This window comes from Paenibacillus sp. JZ16 (genome assembly GCF_015326965.1).
GTDB lineage: Bacteria > Bacillota > Bacilli > Paenibacillales > Paenibacillaceae > Paenibacillus_AQ.
Genome location: NZ_CP017659.1, coordinates 6,774,436 through 6,791,867, shown reverse-complemented (window position 1 = coordinate 6,791,867; position 17,432 = coordinate 6,774,436). Strand labels below are relative to the sequence as shown.

The 17,432-nt window shown below is 53.8% G+C and carries 14 protein-coding genes; 10 read left to right on the top strand and 4 right to left on the bottom strand.

Going from position 1 to position 17,432, the window contains the following annotated elements:
* Together rbsK and BJP58_RS30340 are read right to left on the bottom strand one after the other, a co-directional pair.
* Positions 1-879, bottom strand: coding sequence for a ribokinase (gene rbsK / locus BJP58_RS30345; RefSeq protein WP_194541794.1), 879 nt, complete (start codon positions 877-879; stop codon positions 1-3).
* The gene (locus BJP58_RS30340; RefSeq protein ID WP_194545117.1) at positions 879-1,862 is read right to left on the bottom strand and encodes a LacI family DNA-binding transcriptional regulator; all 984 of its coding nucleotides are present in this window, start codon (positions 1,860-1,862) and stop codon (positions 879-881) included. Before BJP58_RS30340 ends, rbsK begins: the two co-directional genes overlap by 1 nt.
* 235 nt (positions 1,863-2,097) lie before the next feature.
* Between BJP58_RS30340 and BJP58_RS30335 the strand changes: the two genes are divergently transcribed.
* The 5 genes from BJP58_RS30335 (at position 2,098) to BJP58_RS30315 (ending at position 7,806) form a co-directional block, all read left to right on the top strand.
* Positions 2,098-3,078, top strand: a complete 981-nt coding sequence (locus BJP58_RS30335) for a carbohydrate ABC transporter permease (RefSeq protein WP_194541793.1) — start codon at positions 2,098-2,100, stop codon at positions 3,076-3,078.
* On the top strand, positions 3,075-3,899 hold the full coding sequence (locus BJP58_RS30330; RefSeq protein ID WP_194541792.1) for a carbohydrate ABC transporter permease: 825 nt from the start codon (positions 3,075-3,077) through the stop codon (positions 3,897-3,899). Before BJP58_RS30335 ends, BJP58_RS30330 begins: the two co-directional genes overlap by 4 nt.
* A 126-nt stretch (positions 3,900-4,025) precedes the next feature.
* On the top strand, positions 4,026-5,387 hold the full coding sequence (locus BJP58_RS30325; protein ID WP_194541791.1) for an ABC transporter substrate-binding protein: 1,362 nt from the start codon (positions 4,026-4,028) through the stop codon (positions 5,385-5,387).
* Between the two features lie 227 nt (positions 5,388-5,614).
* A complete protein-coding gene (rocF, locus tag BJP58_RS30320; protein WP_442953975.1) occupies positions 5,615-6,520 on the top strand; it encodes an arginase in 906 nt (301 codons plus the stop codon).
* A 95-nt stretch (positions 6,521-6,615) separates the two neighbouring features.
* A complete protein-coding gene (locus BJP58_RS30315; protein ID WP_194541788.1) occupies positions 6,616-7,806 on the top strand; it encodes an ornithine--oxo-acid transaminase in 1,191 nt (396 codons plus the stop codon).
* 167 nt (positions 7,807-7,973) lie between these two features.
* Here BJP58_RS30315 and BJP58_RS30310 read toward each other — a convergent pair whose 3' ends face one another.
* Positions 7,974-8,939 carry an arsenic resistance protein gene (locus BJP58_RS30310; RefSeq protein ID WP_194541787.1) on the bottom strand — a complete coding sequence of 322 codons (966 nt, stop codon included), beginning with the start codon at positions 8,937-8,939 and terminating at the stop codon, positions 7,974-7,976.
* Between the two features lie 221 nt (positions 8,940-9,160).
* On the opposite strand from BJP58_RS30310, the gene BJP58_RS30305 reads away from it, so the two are divergent.
* Positions 9,161-10,060, top strand: a complete 900-nt coding sequence (locus tag BJP58_RS30305; RefSeq protein WP_194541786.1) for a TIGR01777 family oxidoreductase — start codon at positions 9,161-9,163, stop codon at positions 10,058-10,060.
* Between the two features lie 78 nt (positions 10,061-10,138).
* Here BJP58_RS30305 and BJP58_RS30300 read toward each other — a convergent pair whose 3' ends face one another.
* A complete protein-coding gene (locus tag BJP58_RS30300) occupies positions 10,139-10,729 on the bottom strand; it encodes a YdhK family protein (RefSeq protein WP_194541785.1) in 591 nt (196 codons plus the stop codon).
* A gap of 206 nt (positions 10,730-10,935) precedes the next feature.
* On the opposite strand from BJP58_RS30300, the gene BJP58_RS30295 reads away from it, so the two are divergent.
* The 4 genes from BJP58_RS30295 to BJP58_RS30280 all read left to right on the top strand — a co-directional run bounded on the left by BJP58_RS30295 (position 10,936) and on the right by BJP58_RS30280 (position 17,389).
* Entirely contained in the window at positions 10,936-11,868 is a 933-nt protein-coding gene (locus BJP58_RS30295; RefSeq protein WP_194541784.1) for a helix-turn-helix domain-containing protein, read from the top strand.
* A gap of 123 nt (positions 11,869-11,991) precedes the next feature.
* Entirely contained in the window at positions 11,992-13,872 is a 1,881-nt protein-coding gene (locus tag BJP58_RS30290) for a class I mannose-6-phosphate isomerase (RefSeq protein WP_194541783.1), read from the top strand.
* The gene (locus BJP58_RS30285) at positions 13,869-14,885 is read left to right on the top strand and encodes an ROK family protein (RefSeq protein ID WP_194541782.1); all 1,017 of its coding nucleotides are present in this window, start codon (positions 13,869-13,871) and stop codon (positions 14,883-14,885) included. The genes BJP58_RS30290 and BJP58_RS30285 overlap by 4 nt, the downstream gene beginning before the upstream one ends.
* Positions 14,886-14,899: 14 nt before the next feature.
* Complete coding sequence (locus tag BJP58_RS30280; protein WP_194541781.1) at positions 14,900-17,389, top strand: glycoside hydrolase family 38 N-terminal domain-containing protein; 2,490 nt, start codon at positions 14,900-14,902, stop codon at positions 17,387-17,389.
* Positions 17,390-17,432: the final 43 nt, after the last annotated feature.

Sequence of the window (17,432 nt, the reverse complement as noted above, 5' to 3'; positions counted from 1 at the left end):
TCAAAGACTCCCTTCTACTTCGAGGCGCGATGGCATTCCGCCCTGCGCTCCGAACTTCATGACCGACAAGGACGCTGCGCGGTTCGCAAATCTCAGGCTGTCTGCTATGCTCATGCCTTCGGACAGAGCCACGGCGAAAGCGCCGTTGAATGTATCGCCGGCTCCCGTCGTATCCACGGCTTCAACCTTGTAGCCGGGAACGACAACCTCTTGCAGGCCGTCGAAATAACGAACTCCCCTCTTGCCTTCCGTCACGATCAGTTTGTTCGGATAACGGCGCAGCACGTCGCCTAATGGCTCATCGCCGAACAAGATAGCCGCTTCATGTTCGTTTGGCGTAATATAAGCCGCCCGTTCAATAACGCTGCTTGGCACCGGGCGGGCAGGAGCCGGGTTCAGCATCAACGGCACCTGATATTTTGCGCACAATTCACTGACATGGATCACCGTTTCCTCCGGAATCTCCTGCTGTATCAACACGATATCCGCAGCCTGGATAACCTCCGCTGCCTGATCAACATATTCCGGAGTGACCCGGTCGTTGGCAGCTTTTACCACCACGATGCTGTTGTCTCCCTCTGCCAAAATGATGTGCGCGGTTCCGCTTTCCATACCTGTAACCGGTTCCACATGGTCTGTTAAAACGCCATTTGACTTCAGATTGCTCAAAATCATTTCGCCGAAGGAATCTTCACCGACACAGCCAATCATGTTCACCTCTGCACCCAGACGCGCCGCCGCGACGGCCTGATTGGCCCCCTTCCCTCCGGGTACCGTCTTAAAGCTGTCGCCAAGCACCGTCTCTCCCGCGCCGGGGCGCTTGGTGGAGGTGACCACCAAGTCCATCGACGCGCTTCCGATTACCACGATTTTCGCCATTATGATTCCACCTTTCTCGTTGTCTGCCGCTCTATAAATTCTACCGAGAATTCGATGCTGCTTCTCTCTATGTGATGCCCTTCAATAAGTCCCATAAGCAATCTGGCCGCCTCCCGGCCCATTTCATATGCCGGCTGATGAATCGTAGACAGGGGCGGTGCCAGCAGCCGGCTGAGCAGAATATCGTCAAACCCTATAATCTGTACGTCTTCCGGCACCCTTTTCCCCAGCCGAAACGCTTCCTTGACTACGGCGGATGCCATAATATCGTTACTGGCGATTACGCCGTCCGTGTCCGGAAACTCGATGAACACTTGCTGGGCGAATTCTTCCGCTTCGATTAAAGAAAACGATGTCGTCTTCAGCACTTGATACGCTGCCGCCTGTCCTTCCAGAACCTCGACGGCTCCTTCAAAACGCTCTTGAGCAGGACGGACATCCGCCGGGCCCTGAATCACGGTTATAGCTTTACTGCCTCGCCTAATGATCTCCTGCGCTGCAATTCTTCCGCCCTGCCGGCCATCCGCATAGACGGAAGGACGATCCGATGAGGTGCGATCCAGAAATACTACCGGAATCTTGAGCCCTGTATACATGTCGGCATCCGGATCATTGGTCGATGATATGACACCAACCACATTATTTTGGACAAAGGTTTGGATATATTCCATTTCCTTTTTCTTGCTCTCGTCGCTGTTCCCGAATATCAGCCGATAATCATTCTCCTGCATCTCATCCTCAACTCCGCGGGCTAGCTGCGGGAAATAAGGGTTCATAATATCCGGAAGTAAAAGTCCAATTAATTTCGATTTTCTTTTATATAAAGAACGCGCTACTTCATTCGGCGTATAATTCAGCTCGCGAATGCTTTGTTCTACCTTGGACCTGGTGTCCTCATGCACGTAACCGTTTCCATTTAAAACCCGTGAAACCGTGGCCACGGACACGCCGGCCCGATTTGCCACATCCTTGATCGTTGCCATTACCGTCATCACCTCATTCATGTGTAACCGGTTACAGCTATAACATATCACATCTTTTTTTAACGTGCAAGCGTTTGAGGATTGGAATATTTATGTACCGTCGCTGTCCAGCGCAAATTCAGCATCTAACATATCCAGCAATAAATTACGGTATTCTTACAAAACCCATTACTGGATTTTACATCCGGCTCCTATACTCAATACCTGTAAGGCCAAGCAGGAAAGTGAGGTAAACATGATGATGGAAAAAGAATTTACGCTTCCTTCTCCGAGTCACTCTCTGACGCCGCCGGTCAGCGAAGCTGAACCTTCAACAGCGGCGAAAACGATCTCCATCAAGAAATCAAAACGCAGGGAAATCATGCTCGCCTATGCATGTCTGGCACCTTCGCTGCTCATTTTCGGTCTGTTTCTGTTCTATCCGCTGCTTAAATCGGTTTATCTGAGCTTGTTCCTGACCGATCCTCAAGGCCGGGTAGCCGAATTCGTGGGGTTCGATAACTTTAAGGAAATACTGACCTCCGAGATGTTTTATACCAGCTTCGGCAACACACTGCTGTTTATCGTGCTGACGGTCCCGACCGGGATGGCGGCCGCCATACTGCTCGCAGCCCTGACGCACAATAAGCTGAAAGGCATGAAAATATTCCGCTTCATATTCTCGCTGCCGATGGCCGTGTCCGTCGGCACCGGCTCGATGATCTGGATGATTCTGTATCATCCGACATTGGGCGTACTGAATTACTTTCTGTCGCAACTCGGCACTCAGCCCATTCAATGGCTGACCGATCCGAAATGGGCCATGATCTCCGTCGCGATCATGACCGTCTGGATGAATCTTGGTTTTAATTACATCCTCATGCTGAGCGGCATGCAGGGCGTATCCGAGGATATCTACGACAGCACCAAGATCGACGGCTCCGGTCCGCTGAGAACTTTCTTCCGGATTACGATGCCGCTGATCTCCCCTACGTTATTCTTTACATCCGTCGTGTCGGTCATCGGCGCTTTCCAAGCGTTCGGACAGATCAACATCCTGACCAAGGGAGGTCCGATGAACAGCACCAACGTCATCGTGTTCAACATTTATCAGGATGCCTTCGTCAATTTCCGCTTTGGCATCGGCAGTGCGCAAGCGCTCATCCTGTTTGCGATCATTCTGCTGCTGACCATCTTTCAATTTAAATTCGTGGAGAAGAAGGTGCATTACCAATGAACATGCGACTCATGCCCAAAAGCTTCATCTACATCGCGCTGCTTCTCTGTTCGCTGGTCATTGCCTTTCCGCTCCTGTACACCTTGTCAACATCGCTGATGAGCGAGGCTGAATCGGCTGTTTATCCGCCGCCTCTTCTTCCGGAAGCCATCAATCTGTCCAATTTCGCCAAGGTGGTCGATACGATCCCTGTCCTTACCTTTATCGGGAACAGCCTTGTCGTCTCCATTGCCATCATGGCAGGTCAGATCGTGACCGCAAGTCTGGCGGCATACGCCTTCGCCTTCCTGCGGTTCCCGGGAAAAACGCTGCTGTTCAGTCTCTTTCTCGCCACGATGATGATTCCGTGGGAAGTGATCATGATTCCGAACTATTTGACGGTCAAAAGCCTGAACTGGCTGGATACCTACCAAGGGCTTATCATTCCATTCCTGGCAACGGCCTTCGGAACCTTCCTGCTCAGACAAGCTTTCCTTCAGCTGCCAAAGGAGCTGTTTGAAGCGGCCCGCGTGGACGGCTGCGGACATGTCCGCATTTTCCTGAGCATGGTCCTGCCGTTATCCATCCCCGGAATTGCCACGCTGGGCGTATACTCGTTCCTGAACCATTGGAACATGTACCTGTGGCCGCTCCTGACAACAAACCGCGTCGAGATGCGAACCGTCCAGATCGGGATCGGGATGCTGCAGTTCGAAGAGATGAACTCATGGAATCTGATACTGTCCGGCGTGCTCCTCTTGCTGCTCCCTTCCCTGCTGCTGCTTGCACTCGGTTTGAAGCCGCTAGTCCGCGGCATTACGGCAGGTGCGTTGAAGGGCTAACTGGCCCATATGCCAGGGCTTTAATGGATCAGCCTTGCGTGCCGGTTATCTGGTAAGAAACGGGCCGCGCAATTTCTGATAGATCAAAACCATACTATATTTTCAAAAGGGAGAGATTAACCGATCATGAAACGTTTTGGTAAAAGGTCCTTCGCGCTGCTCCTGCTTTCCTGCTTCATGCTGCTCAGCGCCGCTTGCAGCAATACGCCAGCTGCTGGAGAAACGACCGTTGCCGCCGGCAGCGAGCCAGCCAAAGAGCCCGTTAAGGTCGTATGGTGGCATTCCATGAGCGGTGAGCTCGGGACCGTCGCGGACAAGCTGATCTCCGATTTTAATGCCGCCCACAAGGATATTCAGGTTGAGGGCGTGTTTCAAGGAACGTACGATGAAAGCTTGAACAAGCTGAAGGCCTCCTTGGGATCGAACAGCGGCCCGACCATGATTCAGGTGTACGAGATCGGCAGTCGTTTCATGATGGATACCAAGGCGATCCGTCCGGTTCAGGACTTCATGGATGCTGAAGCATACGACATTTCCTCCTTGGAACCGAACATTAAAAATTATTATACATTCGACAACAAATTGTACTCGATGCCATTTAACTCCTCCAACCCGATCCTTTACTACAACAAAGATGCCTTTAAAGCGGCGGGACTGGATCCGGAAAATCCTCCAAAAACCTACGAAGAGGTAGCGGAAGCGGCCAAGACGCTAACGAAAGACGGCCAAACCGGCGCATCCTTTGCGATCTACGGCTGGTTCATGGAGCAATTCCTCGCGAACCAAGGTGTTGAACTGCTGAACAACGGCAACGGACGCACGTCCCCGGCCACCGCTTCGCAAGTCAACAACGCCGCTGCCGTGAAGACGCTGGAATGGTGGAAGCAATTGCTGGACGATAAGGTCCTGCTGAACCTGGGACGTAAAACGGACGATACCAAAAAAGCATTCGCAGCGGGTCAAATCGCCATGACGCTGGACTCGACGGCTTCCCTCCGCGGGATCGTCAGCGCAGCGGAAGGCAAATTCGAAGTCGGTACGGCTTTCCTCCCTAAACCGGCTGACGGCGGCGAAGGCGGCGTTATCATCGGCGGTGCAAGCCTGTGGCTGATGAACAACAAATCGGAAGAAGAGCAGCAGGCCGCCTGGGAATTCATGAAGTATTTGGCCGAGCCGCAAACGCAAGCTTACTGGCATGTCAACACGGGTTACTTCCCGGTCACGACCAAAGCTTACGAAGAGACCCTCGTAAAAGAAAACCTGGAGAAATATCCGCAATTCCAGACGGCCGTTGATCAATTGCATCAAACGACGGCCAATCTCGCAACGCAGGGGGCTGTCATGGGCGTATTCCCTGAAGCCCGCCAGCTGACGGAAACGGCCATCGAGGAAGTGCTGAATGGTCAAAAAACGGCGCAGGAAGCACTGGACAAAGCCGCTCAGGAAATTAGCTCCAAGATCGAGACTTATAATAAGACGGTAAAATAAACGTCGCGCATGCCGCGTAAGCATGCGCTGAATCATAAATCGAATTGCACCTATTCCACACCCTTCATGCTGAATCATGGGGCCCTCTGCGGACAATCCATGAATCATGCATTAAGGGTGTTTTTTTAGATCCAAAACCTTCCATATTGATCAGCTTGTATAGGGGTTTGCCCAAGTCACGCAGCCGGCTCCTGAATACACTGATACAAAGTGGAGGTGAGCCTATGATGAACAATCTTCCGTCCACCGTAACCATCGTCCCGGTGCCGTTTGACCGGGGTGCTACCCGCCGCGGCGCAAGCCAGGGACCAGACGCGATTTTCGGAGCCGGCCTGAAGCGCAAGCTTGACGCACTCGGAATATCCTATCAGGTTGATGAGCTTGCTGGACTCCCCGAACATAAGGGTGGAACGCACCATCCTCAATTAAAACATCTGAAAGAAGTCCTAACGATTAACGAGCAGCTCGCCGCTCATGTTTCTGCCCTGGCAGAATCGGGTGTCTTCCCGCTAGTCCTTGGCGGTGACCATAGCATTGCAATTGGCACGCTTGCCGGGCTTACCCGGCACTACCGAAGCCTGGGCGTCATCTGGATCGATGCCCACTCCGATCTCAACACACCCGATACGACCCCAAGCGGCAATATCCACGGCATGTCGCTGGCTGTCAGCTTGGGAAGAGGCGATGCGCGGCTAACATCGATCGGCGGCGCAAAATCAACGATCAAGCCCGAACATGTGGTGCTCATTGGCGCGCGCTCCCTCGACCAAGGCGAACGGGATTTCATCCGCCGGGAAGGCATTTCCTGCTTCACGATGCAGGATATCGACCGCCTGGGCATGTTCAACGTCATGAAGGAAGCCATCCGCATCGCGTCAACGGGCACGGATGGCGTACACCTCTCCTTCGATATCGATAGTGTCGATCCGAAAATCGCGCCCGGAACGGGAACGCCGGTTCAAGGCGGACTCAGTTACCGGGAAGCGCATCTGGCCATGGAGATGCTGTCGGAATCCGGCATTCTGACCTCGGCCGAATTCGTGGAGAACAACCCGCTGCTGGACCGCGGACAGACAACGTCCCGGCTGCTTGTCGGCTTAATCGGCTCCATGCTTGGCGAGAGCATCTTGTGATGCGTCCTCATGCTTGATGAAGAAAGGCCTTTTTTTGCGCGGTATACAGTGCCATTGCCGTTTAGGTTTCTTTAGACTCCCAAGGAGGTAACGCTATGGACCCTTCAAACCCGCATATCGAGAAAGCCGAAAAGTACGGTGCGAGAAACTACCATCCCCTCCCCATCGTCATTGCCGAAGCGGCAGGCATCCATGTGACGGATTCGGACGGCAAGCGGTATATCGACATGTTAAGCGCCTACTCGGCGCTGAACGCAGGACATTGTCACCCCCGTATTATCGGGGCTTTAAAGGAACAAGCAGATAAGGTGACTCTGACCTCGCGCGCATTCCATCATGACCAATTGGGCGAGTTTTACGAGAAGCTGTCTGCTATCACCCGCAAAGATATGATCCTTCCCATGAATACGGGAGCCGAGGCTGTTGAAACGGCGCTCAAGGCAGCACGCCGCTATGCTTACCGGAAGAAAGGTTTACCGGCCAATCAGGCCGAAATTATCGTCTGCGAAGGCAATTTCCACGGACGCACGATCACCATCACCTCCTTCTCCTCCTCCAACGAATATCGGGAAGGCTTCGGCCCGTTCACGCCGGGCTTCAAAGTCATCCCCTATGGCGACCTGGAAGCGCTCAAGCAGACGATTTCACCGAATACGGCCGCCTTTCTTGTAGAGCCGATCCAGGGAGAATCCGGTATTGTCATCCCTCCTGACGGATACCTGAGCGGCGCAATGGAGCTGTGCAAGCAGCATCGTATCCTTCTGCTCGCGGACGAAATCCAGACCGGCTTCGGCAGGACGGGGAAACGGTTTGCCTGCGACTGGGAGGATGTCGTGCCGGATATGTACATCCTCGGAAAAGCGCTTGGCGGCGGCGTCTTCCCCGTCTCTGCCGTGGCGGCGGACGCCGATATCCTCGGTGTATTCGAGCCGGGGTCTCACGGCTCTACCTTCGGCGGGAATCCCCTCGGCTGCGCGGTGGCCGTTGCCTCCATGGATGTATTCCTGGAGGAAGGGCTGGAAGGCAACTCCAAGGAGCTCGGCGAATATTTTCTTCAGCAGCTTCGAACCATCCGGCACCCCGATATCAAGGAAGTGCGCGGCAGAGGCCTATTTATCGGCATGGAGCTTAACGTCCCAGCCAGAACCTACTGCGAGAAATTAAAGGATCTCGGCTTGCTCTGCAAAGAAACCCATGAATCCATTATCCGCTTCGCCCCTCCGCTCATCATCACCAAAGCGGAACTGGACCAGGCCGTCGAGATCGTAAGGCAGGCGTTTGCATGAGGAATCGATACCGATGGCATGTGCACAAAAAAACAGTTTGTTCACCCCTGACTCCAGCATGAGGGTGCAACAAACTGTTTTTCCGGTTCTTCTTTATTCCAAGCCCTGCAGCTTATCCTGACACTGCGAGCCGCCGCGCAACTTTGATCGTGCGGCTCTGAGCACCGTCAGGTAACCGACTTCTGTTTCATTCTTCTTGTTACTAACAGCAGCTGGGATACAACGGCAAGCACAGGCAGTTCGATTAGCGGTCCGATGACCAAGGCAAGGGCAATCACCGGCTGGTCCGGAAAGGCCGTCACGGCGATCGCGAGGGCTACCGGGGAATTCCGGGCAATGATCGTTAAATGGAGGCTGACCGAATCCTCATAGGTGAAACGCAGCATGCTGCCCACCGCACTGCCCAGCATATAATTCATCGTGAAATAAATCAGGATCGGAACAATGAGGATATATACCATGTCCATATTATTCAATAAGTATGACCCTTGAGACGCAAACATCGCAACAATGGCGAGACTCAGAAAGACAATCTGGGCCCTGCCGAAGAACGGCATCACCTTGTGCTCAAGCACCTCTTTCCTGGTTCTCAGAATGAAACGGGTGAGATGCGCAAGCGTGAACGGAACGACGAGCACAAGCAGCACGCTTTCGATCAGCGCTGCCATCGAAATCGTTTCGATCGTGCCGGAGAACAAGAGCAAATACAGCGGAAGCAGCAGCACCTGTAGGATCAGGTTTATAGGAAGCACCGAAGCACCCGAGGGTACGTTTCCCTTGGCAATCGAGGTAAAGACCAAATACCAGTCTGTACAGGGGGTCACCATCAGCATGATGAATCCGATCCAAAGCGCCGGGTGGTCCGACAGAAAGACAGCACCGAGTCCCCAGGCTAGCAGCGGTGTCCATATAAAATTAATGAGCGTGCTCGCTCCCAGAAACCTGATGTTCTTAAACGCCTTTCGCAGCTGCCGCAGCGGTATCGTCAGAAACAATCCATATAACATCAGCAGCAAAAAAGGAACGATCGTGTATTCCGCATACTCTGCGGCGAACGGCAGCTGTCCCACTGCCAGCCCAATCGCCACCGCGCCCATAATGATCAAGGTTTGAAATTTCTCTATAAGTCCCATCCCGCACTCCTTACCGATTCGAATTATGAACAAACTAAAGAAATATCATCTAATGGTATCATACCGCATTTCCAGTATAATGGATTGTATAATACTGGATTTAGCATCAGGTAAGAAACGCATCCCAGTATCCTTCTCCGCTCATTTCAATCGATGAGGGGCAACGATTCTTAGCCTTGTTTTGTCAGGGTTGATGATAACTTTTGCAAGGAGGTTCGACCATGAGAATAGCCATTTGCGGAGGCACCGGTTTCATTGGAGAGGCATTGTGCACGCGTTGGCAGCAGGGCGGGCATGACATGATCATCGTCACAAGATCGAAACCGGACAATCCCCAACCCAGCAGGCCTATATCCTATCTGACCTGGGATGAGATGAAGTCCCATCCCGAGCGGTTTGAGGGTCTGGATGCCCTCGTTAACCTTGCAGGCTCTTCCCTGAGTCAGCGCTGGACGCAGGAAGGCAAGCAGAGAATCCTTCAGTCTAGACAACGAACCGTCTCCTCCGTAGCCGAGCTAATGGACCGCCTGGCGTTTAAACCTCCGGTGGTCATTCAAGCTTCGGCGATGGCCATTTACGGCACATCCGAGTTTGAAACCTTTGATGAGGAAAGCCCAGCCACGATTATGGATTTCCCGTCCGAGGTTGTGCAGGAATGGGAGCAAGCGGCCGACCGCATCCCGGTTGACCGGTTAATTAAGCTGCGCATCAGCGTTGTTCTGGGCGGTAAAGGCGGAGCCCTTCCCAAAATGCTGCTGCCCTACAAACTAGGCGTTGGCGGTAAGATCGGCAGCGGCAAGCAATGGCTCTCCTGGATACATATCGACGATATCGTGGATTTGATCGATTATTGCATCCGGCACGAGGCCATATCCGGAGCCGTGAATGCGGCTTCCCCGCATGCGGTCACGAATGATGAACTCGGCAGGAGCATCGCCAAGGTCTATCACCGTCCGCATTGGCTCCCCCTGCCTGCTTTCATGCTCCAAGCCATCCTGGGCGAAATGTCGCTCATTCTGCTAAAGGGCCAGCGTATCCTTCCGGCCAAGGCACTGCGACACGGCTTCCAGTTTCGATATCCGGAAGTGACGGACGCTCTGAAGCAGATCAAAGAAAACTGAGCCGTACGGCCATATGCATAAAAAAACAATCGCTCTCATGATATAGAGAACGATTGTTTTCTTTTTTTCATAAAACTTCTATTGTACGGGGGCCAGCTCGCTTTCCGTCACCCACTTATGATTCTTGACTTCTTCGCCGGTTGTCGTCGTGAAGTCCACCATATAGACCGTCGTTTGTTCGGCGGAATCGATAACGGCAGTGGCTCCCTTCATGCCCTCCATATGATCCGCATTCACGACAGCTTCCGTTCCGGGTTCCAAGGGCTCCTTCCCGGCATCCTTCAGCTCCTCATGAATCACCCATTTATGATCCTTCTCTTCGGGTCCGCCGCTCGTCGGCGTATACGATATCGTGTACACCGTCGTATCGTACGCCCCGACAATCGTTGCCTTTGCCCCCTTCATTCCGGGCATGTGATCGGATTCAATGATCGCTTGGGTCTCGGCCGCATAGGTCGGATTCTCTGCCGCCTTCAACCCTTCCGGGATCTCGCCCGAGCCGGAATGGTTCATGCTGCCATGATCCATGCCATCCATGTTCCCGGTGGCTTCCGTGTTTTCGTTGTTATCGGGGTTTGCACTCTTCGTATTACCGCAGGCACCCAGTATGAGGATGAGGGATGCCAACGCAACCAGAATAAGCGGCTTCCATCGTTTCTTAGCTGACATATGATGAACTCCTCTCTTATATTGAATGTTCATAGCATAGCAGCTACTTATGAAGAACTTGTGTAGCTGTCTATGCATGACATCACTTACCCATTTTTTCAATAAAACCTATCTGTGATATAAAATAGAGAGTGACTAGAAGTCCCATTTTGTCCTATATTCTTGGCAGAGATATATGCCAATTCCGAGAAGGAGCACCCTCTCCCATGCAAATCGATGACGAAACTTTCATCCCGTTATTCAAACGGGCCAATTCCATATTAAACCGAACCCTGAACTCCATTGAACAGCAGGAACTGAGCGTCCGGATCCACTACTGGGGATTTATGCCGCGCCACTACGACAATACGGAGCATAAGCATTCTTTTTTTGAAGCTTGTTACGTGTTGACAGGCTGCGGCTCGTATATCGAAAACGAGACAGAGTTCCATCTTCATCCAGGCACCCTGTTTCTCTCAAGGCCGGGCATCCAGCACCAAATTAAGAGCAGGGAGGGCTTGGCCTTATGTTATGTTGCCTTTGAACTGGATGAATCAGCAAACAGCGATCTCCATACGGCTGCTTTCCGAAGGTTAGCCATCCAAGGCATTCCGGTGCTTCAGGAAGATGCCGGGCAAGCGTCCGGACTCTTGTGGCTTTCGCTGCTATCAATGTTTCAGTCGGGCTCTGGCGGTAAGCAGCACCCGCCGCATATGCTGAACAGCTTGGCAGCTTCACTCATATTATCGATTCTGGCTGCCCACGGTCCCGGTTTCTACCAAGAACCTTCCGATCCTGGAGCACGCGAAGAAGGAGCTTCGATGTTTCATCAGGCCGAATTGTTTATCCAGGATAATCTGGGCGAGCCGCTCTCGCTGGAGCGGGTGGCTGGCCATCTTCACGTTACGACCCGTCATTTAACCCGGCTGTTCCGTAAATACGGACATCAATCCTTTGTTCATTATGTGCAGGAGCAGCGCGTGCAGCAAGCGAAACACCTGCTTCTGAATACAGACCGGCAGATCAAAGAAATTGCCGTCTCCTGCGGATTTGAGTCCGTGCACTACTTCACCCGGGTGTTTACGTCCAAGCTCGGCGTAACCCCGGCCCGCTTCCGGCGTTCCCAGTTTTCAGAAGGCCGTTACGACTCCGAGCTTTAGCGACTAGAGACGTCGATGTCCTGATCGTACAAAAACACTTCCTCTTTTTATAAAGACGGATCCTCCCCTTCCTCCTACAATGAAGTCGTAACCGACATTCCGGAAGGGAGGAACCATTTATCCATGAAACCTGCAACGACCTTTCAATCACACCCGATCAACCACTTGGACTTTGGCAGCGAACCCCAATTTATGAAGAATGGGACCGACGCATGGTGCTCGTTTATCCTGTCGACCTATAAACAAAAAAATTCCCAGCATGAATCACAGGAAAAAAGCAGTATCTTCATTACGCTTGACGGAACACACGGCGCCGATTTCGATAAACTGCTGGCCAAGCTTCAGCAAGCCTGTGAGCAAGAAGGCATCGCCTTCGCATGCGATTCCACGTCCGATTACGTCAAACCCGAAGCCGAGCTCCGGGCCGAGATGGCTCCTTATCTTACGGATAACCGGGCATTCGGCTATAAAGCAACCGATGTCCGCCCCATTCAATATTTTCAACAGGACGCACGGCCAGCCTTGAATAAAAATGCGCATGCATTTGACGCGATGCGCGGCATATACGTCCTGCACGGACCCGGCGCTTCGCTGCTTCAAGGCCGGACCCCCGACCTTCATTTCTACGCCGATTACTCCCGCGAGAACCAGCAGCGGCGCCATGCCCAGCATATGGGCAGCTTCGGCTTGGGCAGCTCCTTCGACAAGGTTGAGACTTACAAGAATTGTTTATTTCTCGAATGGCCCGTCTGGGAGACCTACCGTCGCGACTGGTTAGCCCATCATACCCATGCCCAACACTCCGACAACCAAGCGTATTACATGGACTTAAATCGTCCGGAAGAGCCGGTGTGGCTGCCGGCTGCCGCCTTGGCAAACGTACTGCGCAAAGCAAGTCGGCAGCCGTTTCGGGTCAAGCCGTTTTTTGCCCCGGGAATATGGGGCGGTCAATATCTTAAGGAATTATGCGGTCTTCCCGACGAATGGCCCAACTGCGCCTGGAGCTTTGAGCCTATCGCTCCCGAGAACACGCTTGTGCTGCGCGTGCAGGATATCACCTTCGAGGTTCCGTTCACATTGCTCATGGAAGCAGCGGCTCAAGAGATTATGGGAAGGCGTAATGTCCGGCTGTTCGGCGACTACTTCCCGATCCGGTTTGATTATCTGGATACGATGCAGGGCGGCGAGCTGTCGCTTCAGGTGCATCCGCTGCAGGAATATGCAGAGTCGCAGTTCAATGAGCATATGACGCAGCAAGAATCGTACTACATCATGCGCAATGCCCCGGAAGCCAAGGTGTATCTCGGGCTGAAGGAAGGAATAAGCGGCGAACGGCTGCTTGCAGCAGTGGAAGACGCCCAGCTTCGGGAAGAGCCGCTTGAGCTCTCCGACTACGTTAACGAGTACAACTCGCAAACAGGGGATCTCTACCTCATTCCACCGGGCACGGTCCACTGCTCCGGCAGGGATAATCTGGTGCTGGAAATTTCCTCGACCACCTGGTGGTTCACGTTCAAGATCTACGATTATCTGCGCCTGGACGCCGATGGCAAACCGCGCCCGATGAACCCTGAGCATGCGCGCCACAATATTAATGACGCCATGAATACGCCTGCGGTAGAAAGCGGGCTTATCGCCCGGCCAGCCGTCGTAAGCCGTCAAGGGGGCAGCTCGGAGGAACTGCTGGGTCAACGGGAAGATCTTCTGTTCCAGGTCAGCAGGCTGAATCTGCAGGAAACGTGGAAAGCGGACACCCAAGGAGAATTCGTCATGTACAATCTCGTGGAAGGCGAACGTGTCCGCCTCGTGCCGGCAGCGGACGAGAGTGCGGCCGTTGAATGGGGCTATGCGGAATCTTACATTGTTCCGGCATGTTTAGGCGAATACCGACTGGAGAATCTGTCCGGATCCCCATGCGCATTGATTGCAGCGAGGGTCAATCCCGATTGGGATTCTCCACTGCTTCCGCCTTCCCGGCCAACAGAAAGCGGGGAATTTGCATGAACCGCAAGGATAGCGCCGATCCAGAAAGCGTGCCCTCCCCTGCCCCCATCACCATCGCGCTTGATGCCGGCGGCACCGCTTTGAAGGGAGCGCTCATCGTGAACGGGCTGCCAATCCCCGGCTCGTTCATAACCCGGCCTTCGGAATCGCACGGAGCCGCGGCGGATACGATTTCCAGCTTCGCCCAAGCCTGTCATGATCTGATCAACTATCACGCTTCGGCCTTCCGGCCGTTGGATTATCATGATTTAATCCGGATCGGCTTCGCTTTTCCGGGGCCCTTCGATTATGCAAAAGGCATTGCGCTTCTTCAAGGCCTAGGCAAATATGACGCTCTGTTCAAGCAATCGGTTCGGGATCTGCTCCGCTGCGAATTTCAGAGACTCAAGTCATCCTTCCCGGGTGTCACGATGAACCGTCTGACCGCCGCCGATATCCGGTTCGGCAATGATGCCTTCATGTTCGGCCTTGGGGCCTCCACCCGGTTCCCATCGGAACGCCGTCTCCTATGCCTTACGCTCGGTACGGGCCTCGGCTCTGCCTTTGTGGAGAATGGTCAAATCGTAGCCGGCAGGCATGGTATCCCAAGCAGCGGAATGCTGTTTGCGGAGCCTTACCGGGATCATATCGTGGACAGCTATTTCGGGAAAAGGGGCATTCTGAACATGGCTTCGGAGCGGGGACTCCTGGCTGACGGGTTCGACGTAGCCGACCTCGCTGAAGCTGCCAAGAGCGGTAACGCGCAAGCTCAGGATGTATTCCGCGAATATGGCAGCGAGCTGGGAGAAATGCTCCTGCCTTATTTATCCGTGTTCAAACCGAGCCGCCTAGTGCTGGGCGGGCAAATCTCGGGCAGCTTGCCCTTATGGGAAAAGGATATCATGCTCGCTTTGGGCAGGCACGCCGTTCCCGTTCACGCTCTCGCAGACGGAACGGCGGCTGTGTTTAACGGCATTGAGAAGCTATTCGAGGATACGGATCATCATGCATCCGCTCCCCATTTTAATCTATAGGAGGTCACTAATATATGAACCTATCCACCCAAGGCGGTCATCGACCCGCCCGTCCCTGGACGATCTATGTCATCCATCATTCCCACACGGATATCGGCTACACGGAACGCCAAGAGAGAATCGAGCAGTACCATGTTGATTTTATCCGCCAGGCACTAGACATCACGGAAGCCGCACAACGCGGGGAGCGCCCGGAATGGGAATCGTTCCGCTGGACTTGCGAGACCTTCTGGGCCGTAGAAAAATTTCTCGAAGCAGCGACTCCGGCGGAAAAAGCAGCTTTTCAACAAGCGGTAAAGCGTGGCGACATCGAACTGTCCGGAACCTATCTCAATATGACCGAGCTCCCGGATTTCGACCTCCTTCTGCGGAATCACGGCAAGGCGCAAAAGTTCGCGGAGTCCTTCGGACATCGGATCGACAGCGCCATGACTGCCGACATTAACGGATACAGCTGGGGGTATGCCGAAAGCCTGCTGCAAAATAACATTGAGCATCTGTTTTCCTGCATCCATACGCATCACGGCATGTATCCGCTGGGCCGCAAACAAACCCCGTTCTGGTGGGAAAGTCCGAATGGCGGCAGGCTGCTTGTCTGGAACGGCGAACATTATATGTTTGGCAACGAGCTCGGGTTCTGCCCTGATGCACTGGGCAAATATATCATCAAGGACGAGCTTCAGCATAACCTGATGGAGCCTGAACAACGTCATAACGAGATCGCTGCTTTACGGATTAACCGGTATTTATGGAATCTTGAGCAGGAGTCCTATCCGTATTCCTTCGTTCCGGTCATGGTCTCCGGCCTGGGCACGGACAATGCATCCCCGAATGCGGATATCGCGGAGAGGATTACGAAATGGAATGAACAATACGGCGACCAAATCACCATTAAGATGGCTACGCTGTCTGAATTTTTTGCGGCATTGAAACAGGAGGACCTGTCTGCGCTTCCGGTACACCGGGGGGATTGGCCGGACTGGTGGACGGATGGGGTCGCTTCAACAGCAATGCATACCCAGATTTACCGGGATGCCCAGCGCACGCTTCGCAAAGTCAAGCGGCTAGATCCGGTCCATGGTGCGGCAAGCCTGGCCGAGGTCGAGGAAACGTCACAGGCGCTGACCATGTATGCCGAGCATACATGGGGCTATCATTCCTCCGTGTATGAGCCATGGCATCCGCAGGTGCAAATGCTCGAGGTGCGGAAGCAGGCCTATGCGGCGGAAGCCAGCAAGATGGCTTACCGGGCGCTGGATAAAGCGCTCGTAGCCCGTCAAGGCGCGCTGCTCGCTCCCCATCGTCCCCTGCGCTACGAGGTGATCAATACGGAACCGGCCGCAGCGACGCTGCAGGTCGCCATTCCGTTGGATGGCTGGGAACACGTGATCCTGAAGAAAAAGTTCGAGCTCATCGACGAAACGACCGGGCAGGCGCTACCGTACCAATTGGCACACACGGGGGCGCTTGTTACGCAGCTCTCGCTTGAACCGGATGAGTCCCGGATCTTGTACATCCATCCGCACGAAACACCGGATGCACTCTCCGCTTCCGGGAACATGGTGACTGCGCGCAACACCGAACCGATTGCGTGCGAAGGAATCGCCGACATCCAGTCACAGCCCATAACTCCTTATCCGATTGTGGTGGGCAAGCGTTCGATCGAATCCGAATCCTTCCGGATCGAATGGGAGATGAACGAAGGCATTACGGCCTGGATCGATAAGACACGCTCAGCAGACCTGCTGGACGGCGCACGTGAGCACGCGCCTTTCACCCCCATCTACGAGGTAACGCCGGCACAGGATGAGTTTAATCCGTCCGAAATATGCTCAACCCGCCGCCGCATGGGACGCAACCGGAAGGGCACGAACGTCCAGCGGGATACCGGACGCTTGACCCGAGTCACCGTGCTGGACAACGGACCGCTATTTGCCCTGGTCGAGCTGGTGTTCGACGTGAAGGGACTCAGCTATTATGCCCTCCACATCAAGATGTTTGCCAACCAGCCTCGGGTCGAGGTGTCCGTCCGCTTCCACAAGGACAGCGTCTGGCTGCCGGAAAATGTCTATGTGGCTTTGCCGTTCTCCATGGGCACTGAAGCCGAGTTATACGTGGAAAAAGCCGGTTGTCATTTCCGGCCTTGGAAGGATCAAATTCCCGGAAGCTGCCTGGATTACACCAGTGTGCAAGAGGGAATATTCTGGCACTCGGCTATAGACCGGGAAGCGCTGGCCCTGTCCATGACGGACACGCCGCTTGTACAGCTGGGAACGCTGGAGCACGCGCCTCGTCAGCTTCACACCATGCAGCCGGCGGACAGCCGTCCTTCCACGTATGCCTGGATATTGACCAACTACTGGGAAACCAACTTCAAAGCGACGCTTGGCGGCTTCTATGAGTTCCGTTATGCGGTAGAGCGGCATCGCCAGCTGGACCCGGAGCAGGCTGCGAAGACCCTGCACGCTTCAACCGGACAATTCACGGTTCACCGAATTATATAAGTCATGAAGAAAAACAGCTGCCCTGGTTTCAAGGCAGCTGTTC

Coding starts and splice junctions, on each gene's coding strand:
- BJP58_RS30315 (WP_194541788.1), top strand. CDS start 6,616: ATGGACCCTTCAAACCCGCATATCGAGAAAGCCGAAAAGTACGGTGCG.
- BJP58_RS30285 (WP_194541782.1), top strand. CDS start 13,869: ATGAACCGCAAGGATAGCGCCGATCCAGAAAGCGTGCCCTCCCCTGCC.
- BJP58_RS30325 (WP_194541791.1), top strand. CDS start 4,026: ATGAAACGTTTTGGTAAAAGGTCCTTCGCGCTGCTCCTGCTTTCCTGC.
- BJP58_RS30290 (WP_194541783.1), top strand. CDS start 11,992: ATGAAACCTGCAACGACCTTTCAATCACACCCGATCAACCACTTGGAC.
- rbsK (WP_194541794.1), bottom strand. CDS start 879: ATGGCGAAAATCGTGGTAATCGGAAGCGCGTCGATGGACTTGGTGGTC.
- BJP58_RS30310 (WP_194541787.1), bottom strand. CDS start 8,939: ATGGGACTTATAGAGAAATTTCAAACCTTGATCATTATGGGCGCGGTG.
- rocF (WP_442953975.1), top strand. CDS start 5,615: ATGAACAATCTTCCGTCCACCGTAACCATCGTCCCGGTGCCGTTTGAC.
- BJP58_RS30340 (WP_194545117.1), bottom strand. CDS start 1,862: ATGGCAACGATCAAGGATGTGGCAAATCGGGCCGGCGTGTCCGTGGCC.
- BJP58_RS30305 (WP_194541786.1), top strand. CDS start 9,161: ATGAGAATAGCCATTTGCGGAGGCACCGGTTTCATTGGAGAGGCATTG.
- BJP58_RS30280 (WP_194541781.1), top strand. CDS start 14,900: ATGAACCTATCCACCCAAGGCGGTCATCGACCCGCCCGTCCCTGGACG.
- BJP58_RS30330 (WP_194541792.1), top strand. CDS start 3,075: ATGAACATGCGACTCATGCCCAAAAGCTTCATCTACATCGCGCTGCTT.
- BJP58_RS30300 (WP_194541785.1), bottom strand. CDS start 10,729: ATGTCAGCTAAGAAACGATGGAAGCCGCTTATTCTGGTTGCGTTGGCA.
- BJP58_RS30295 (WP_194541784.1), top strand. CDS start 10,936: ATGCAAATCGATGACGAAACTTTCATCCCGTTATTCAAACGGGCCAAT.
- BJP58_RS30335 (WP_194541793.1), top strand. CDS start 2,098: ATGATGATGGAAAAAGAATTTACGCTTCCTTCTCCGAGTCACTCTCTG.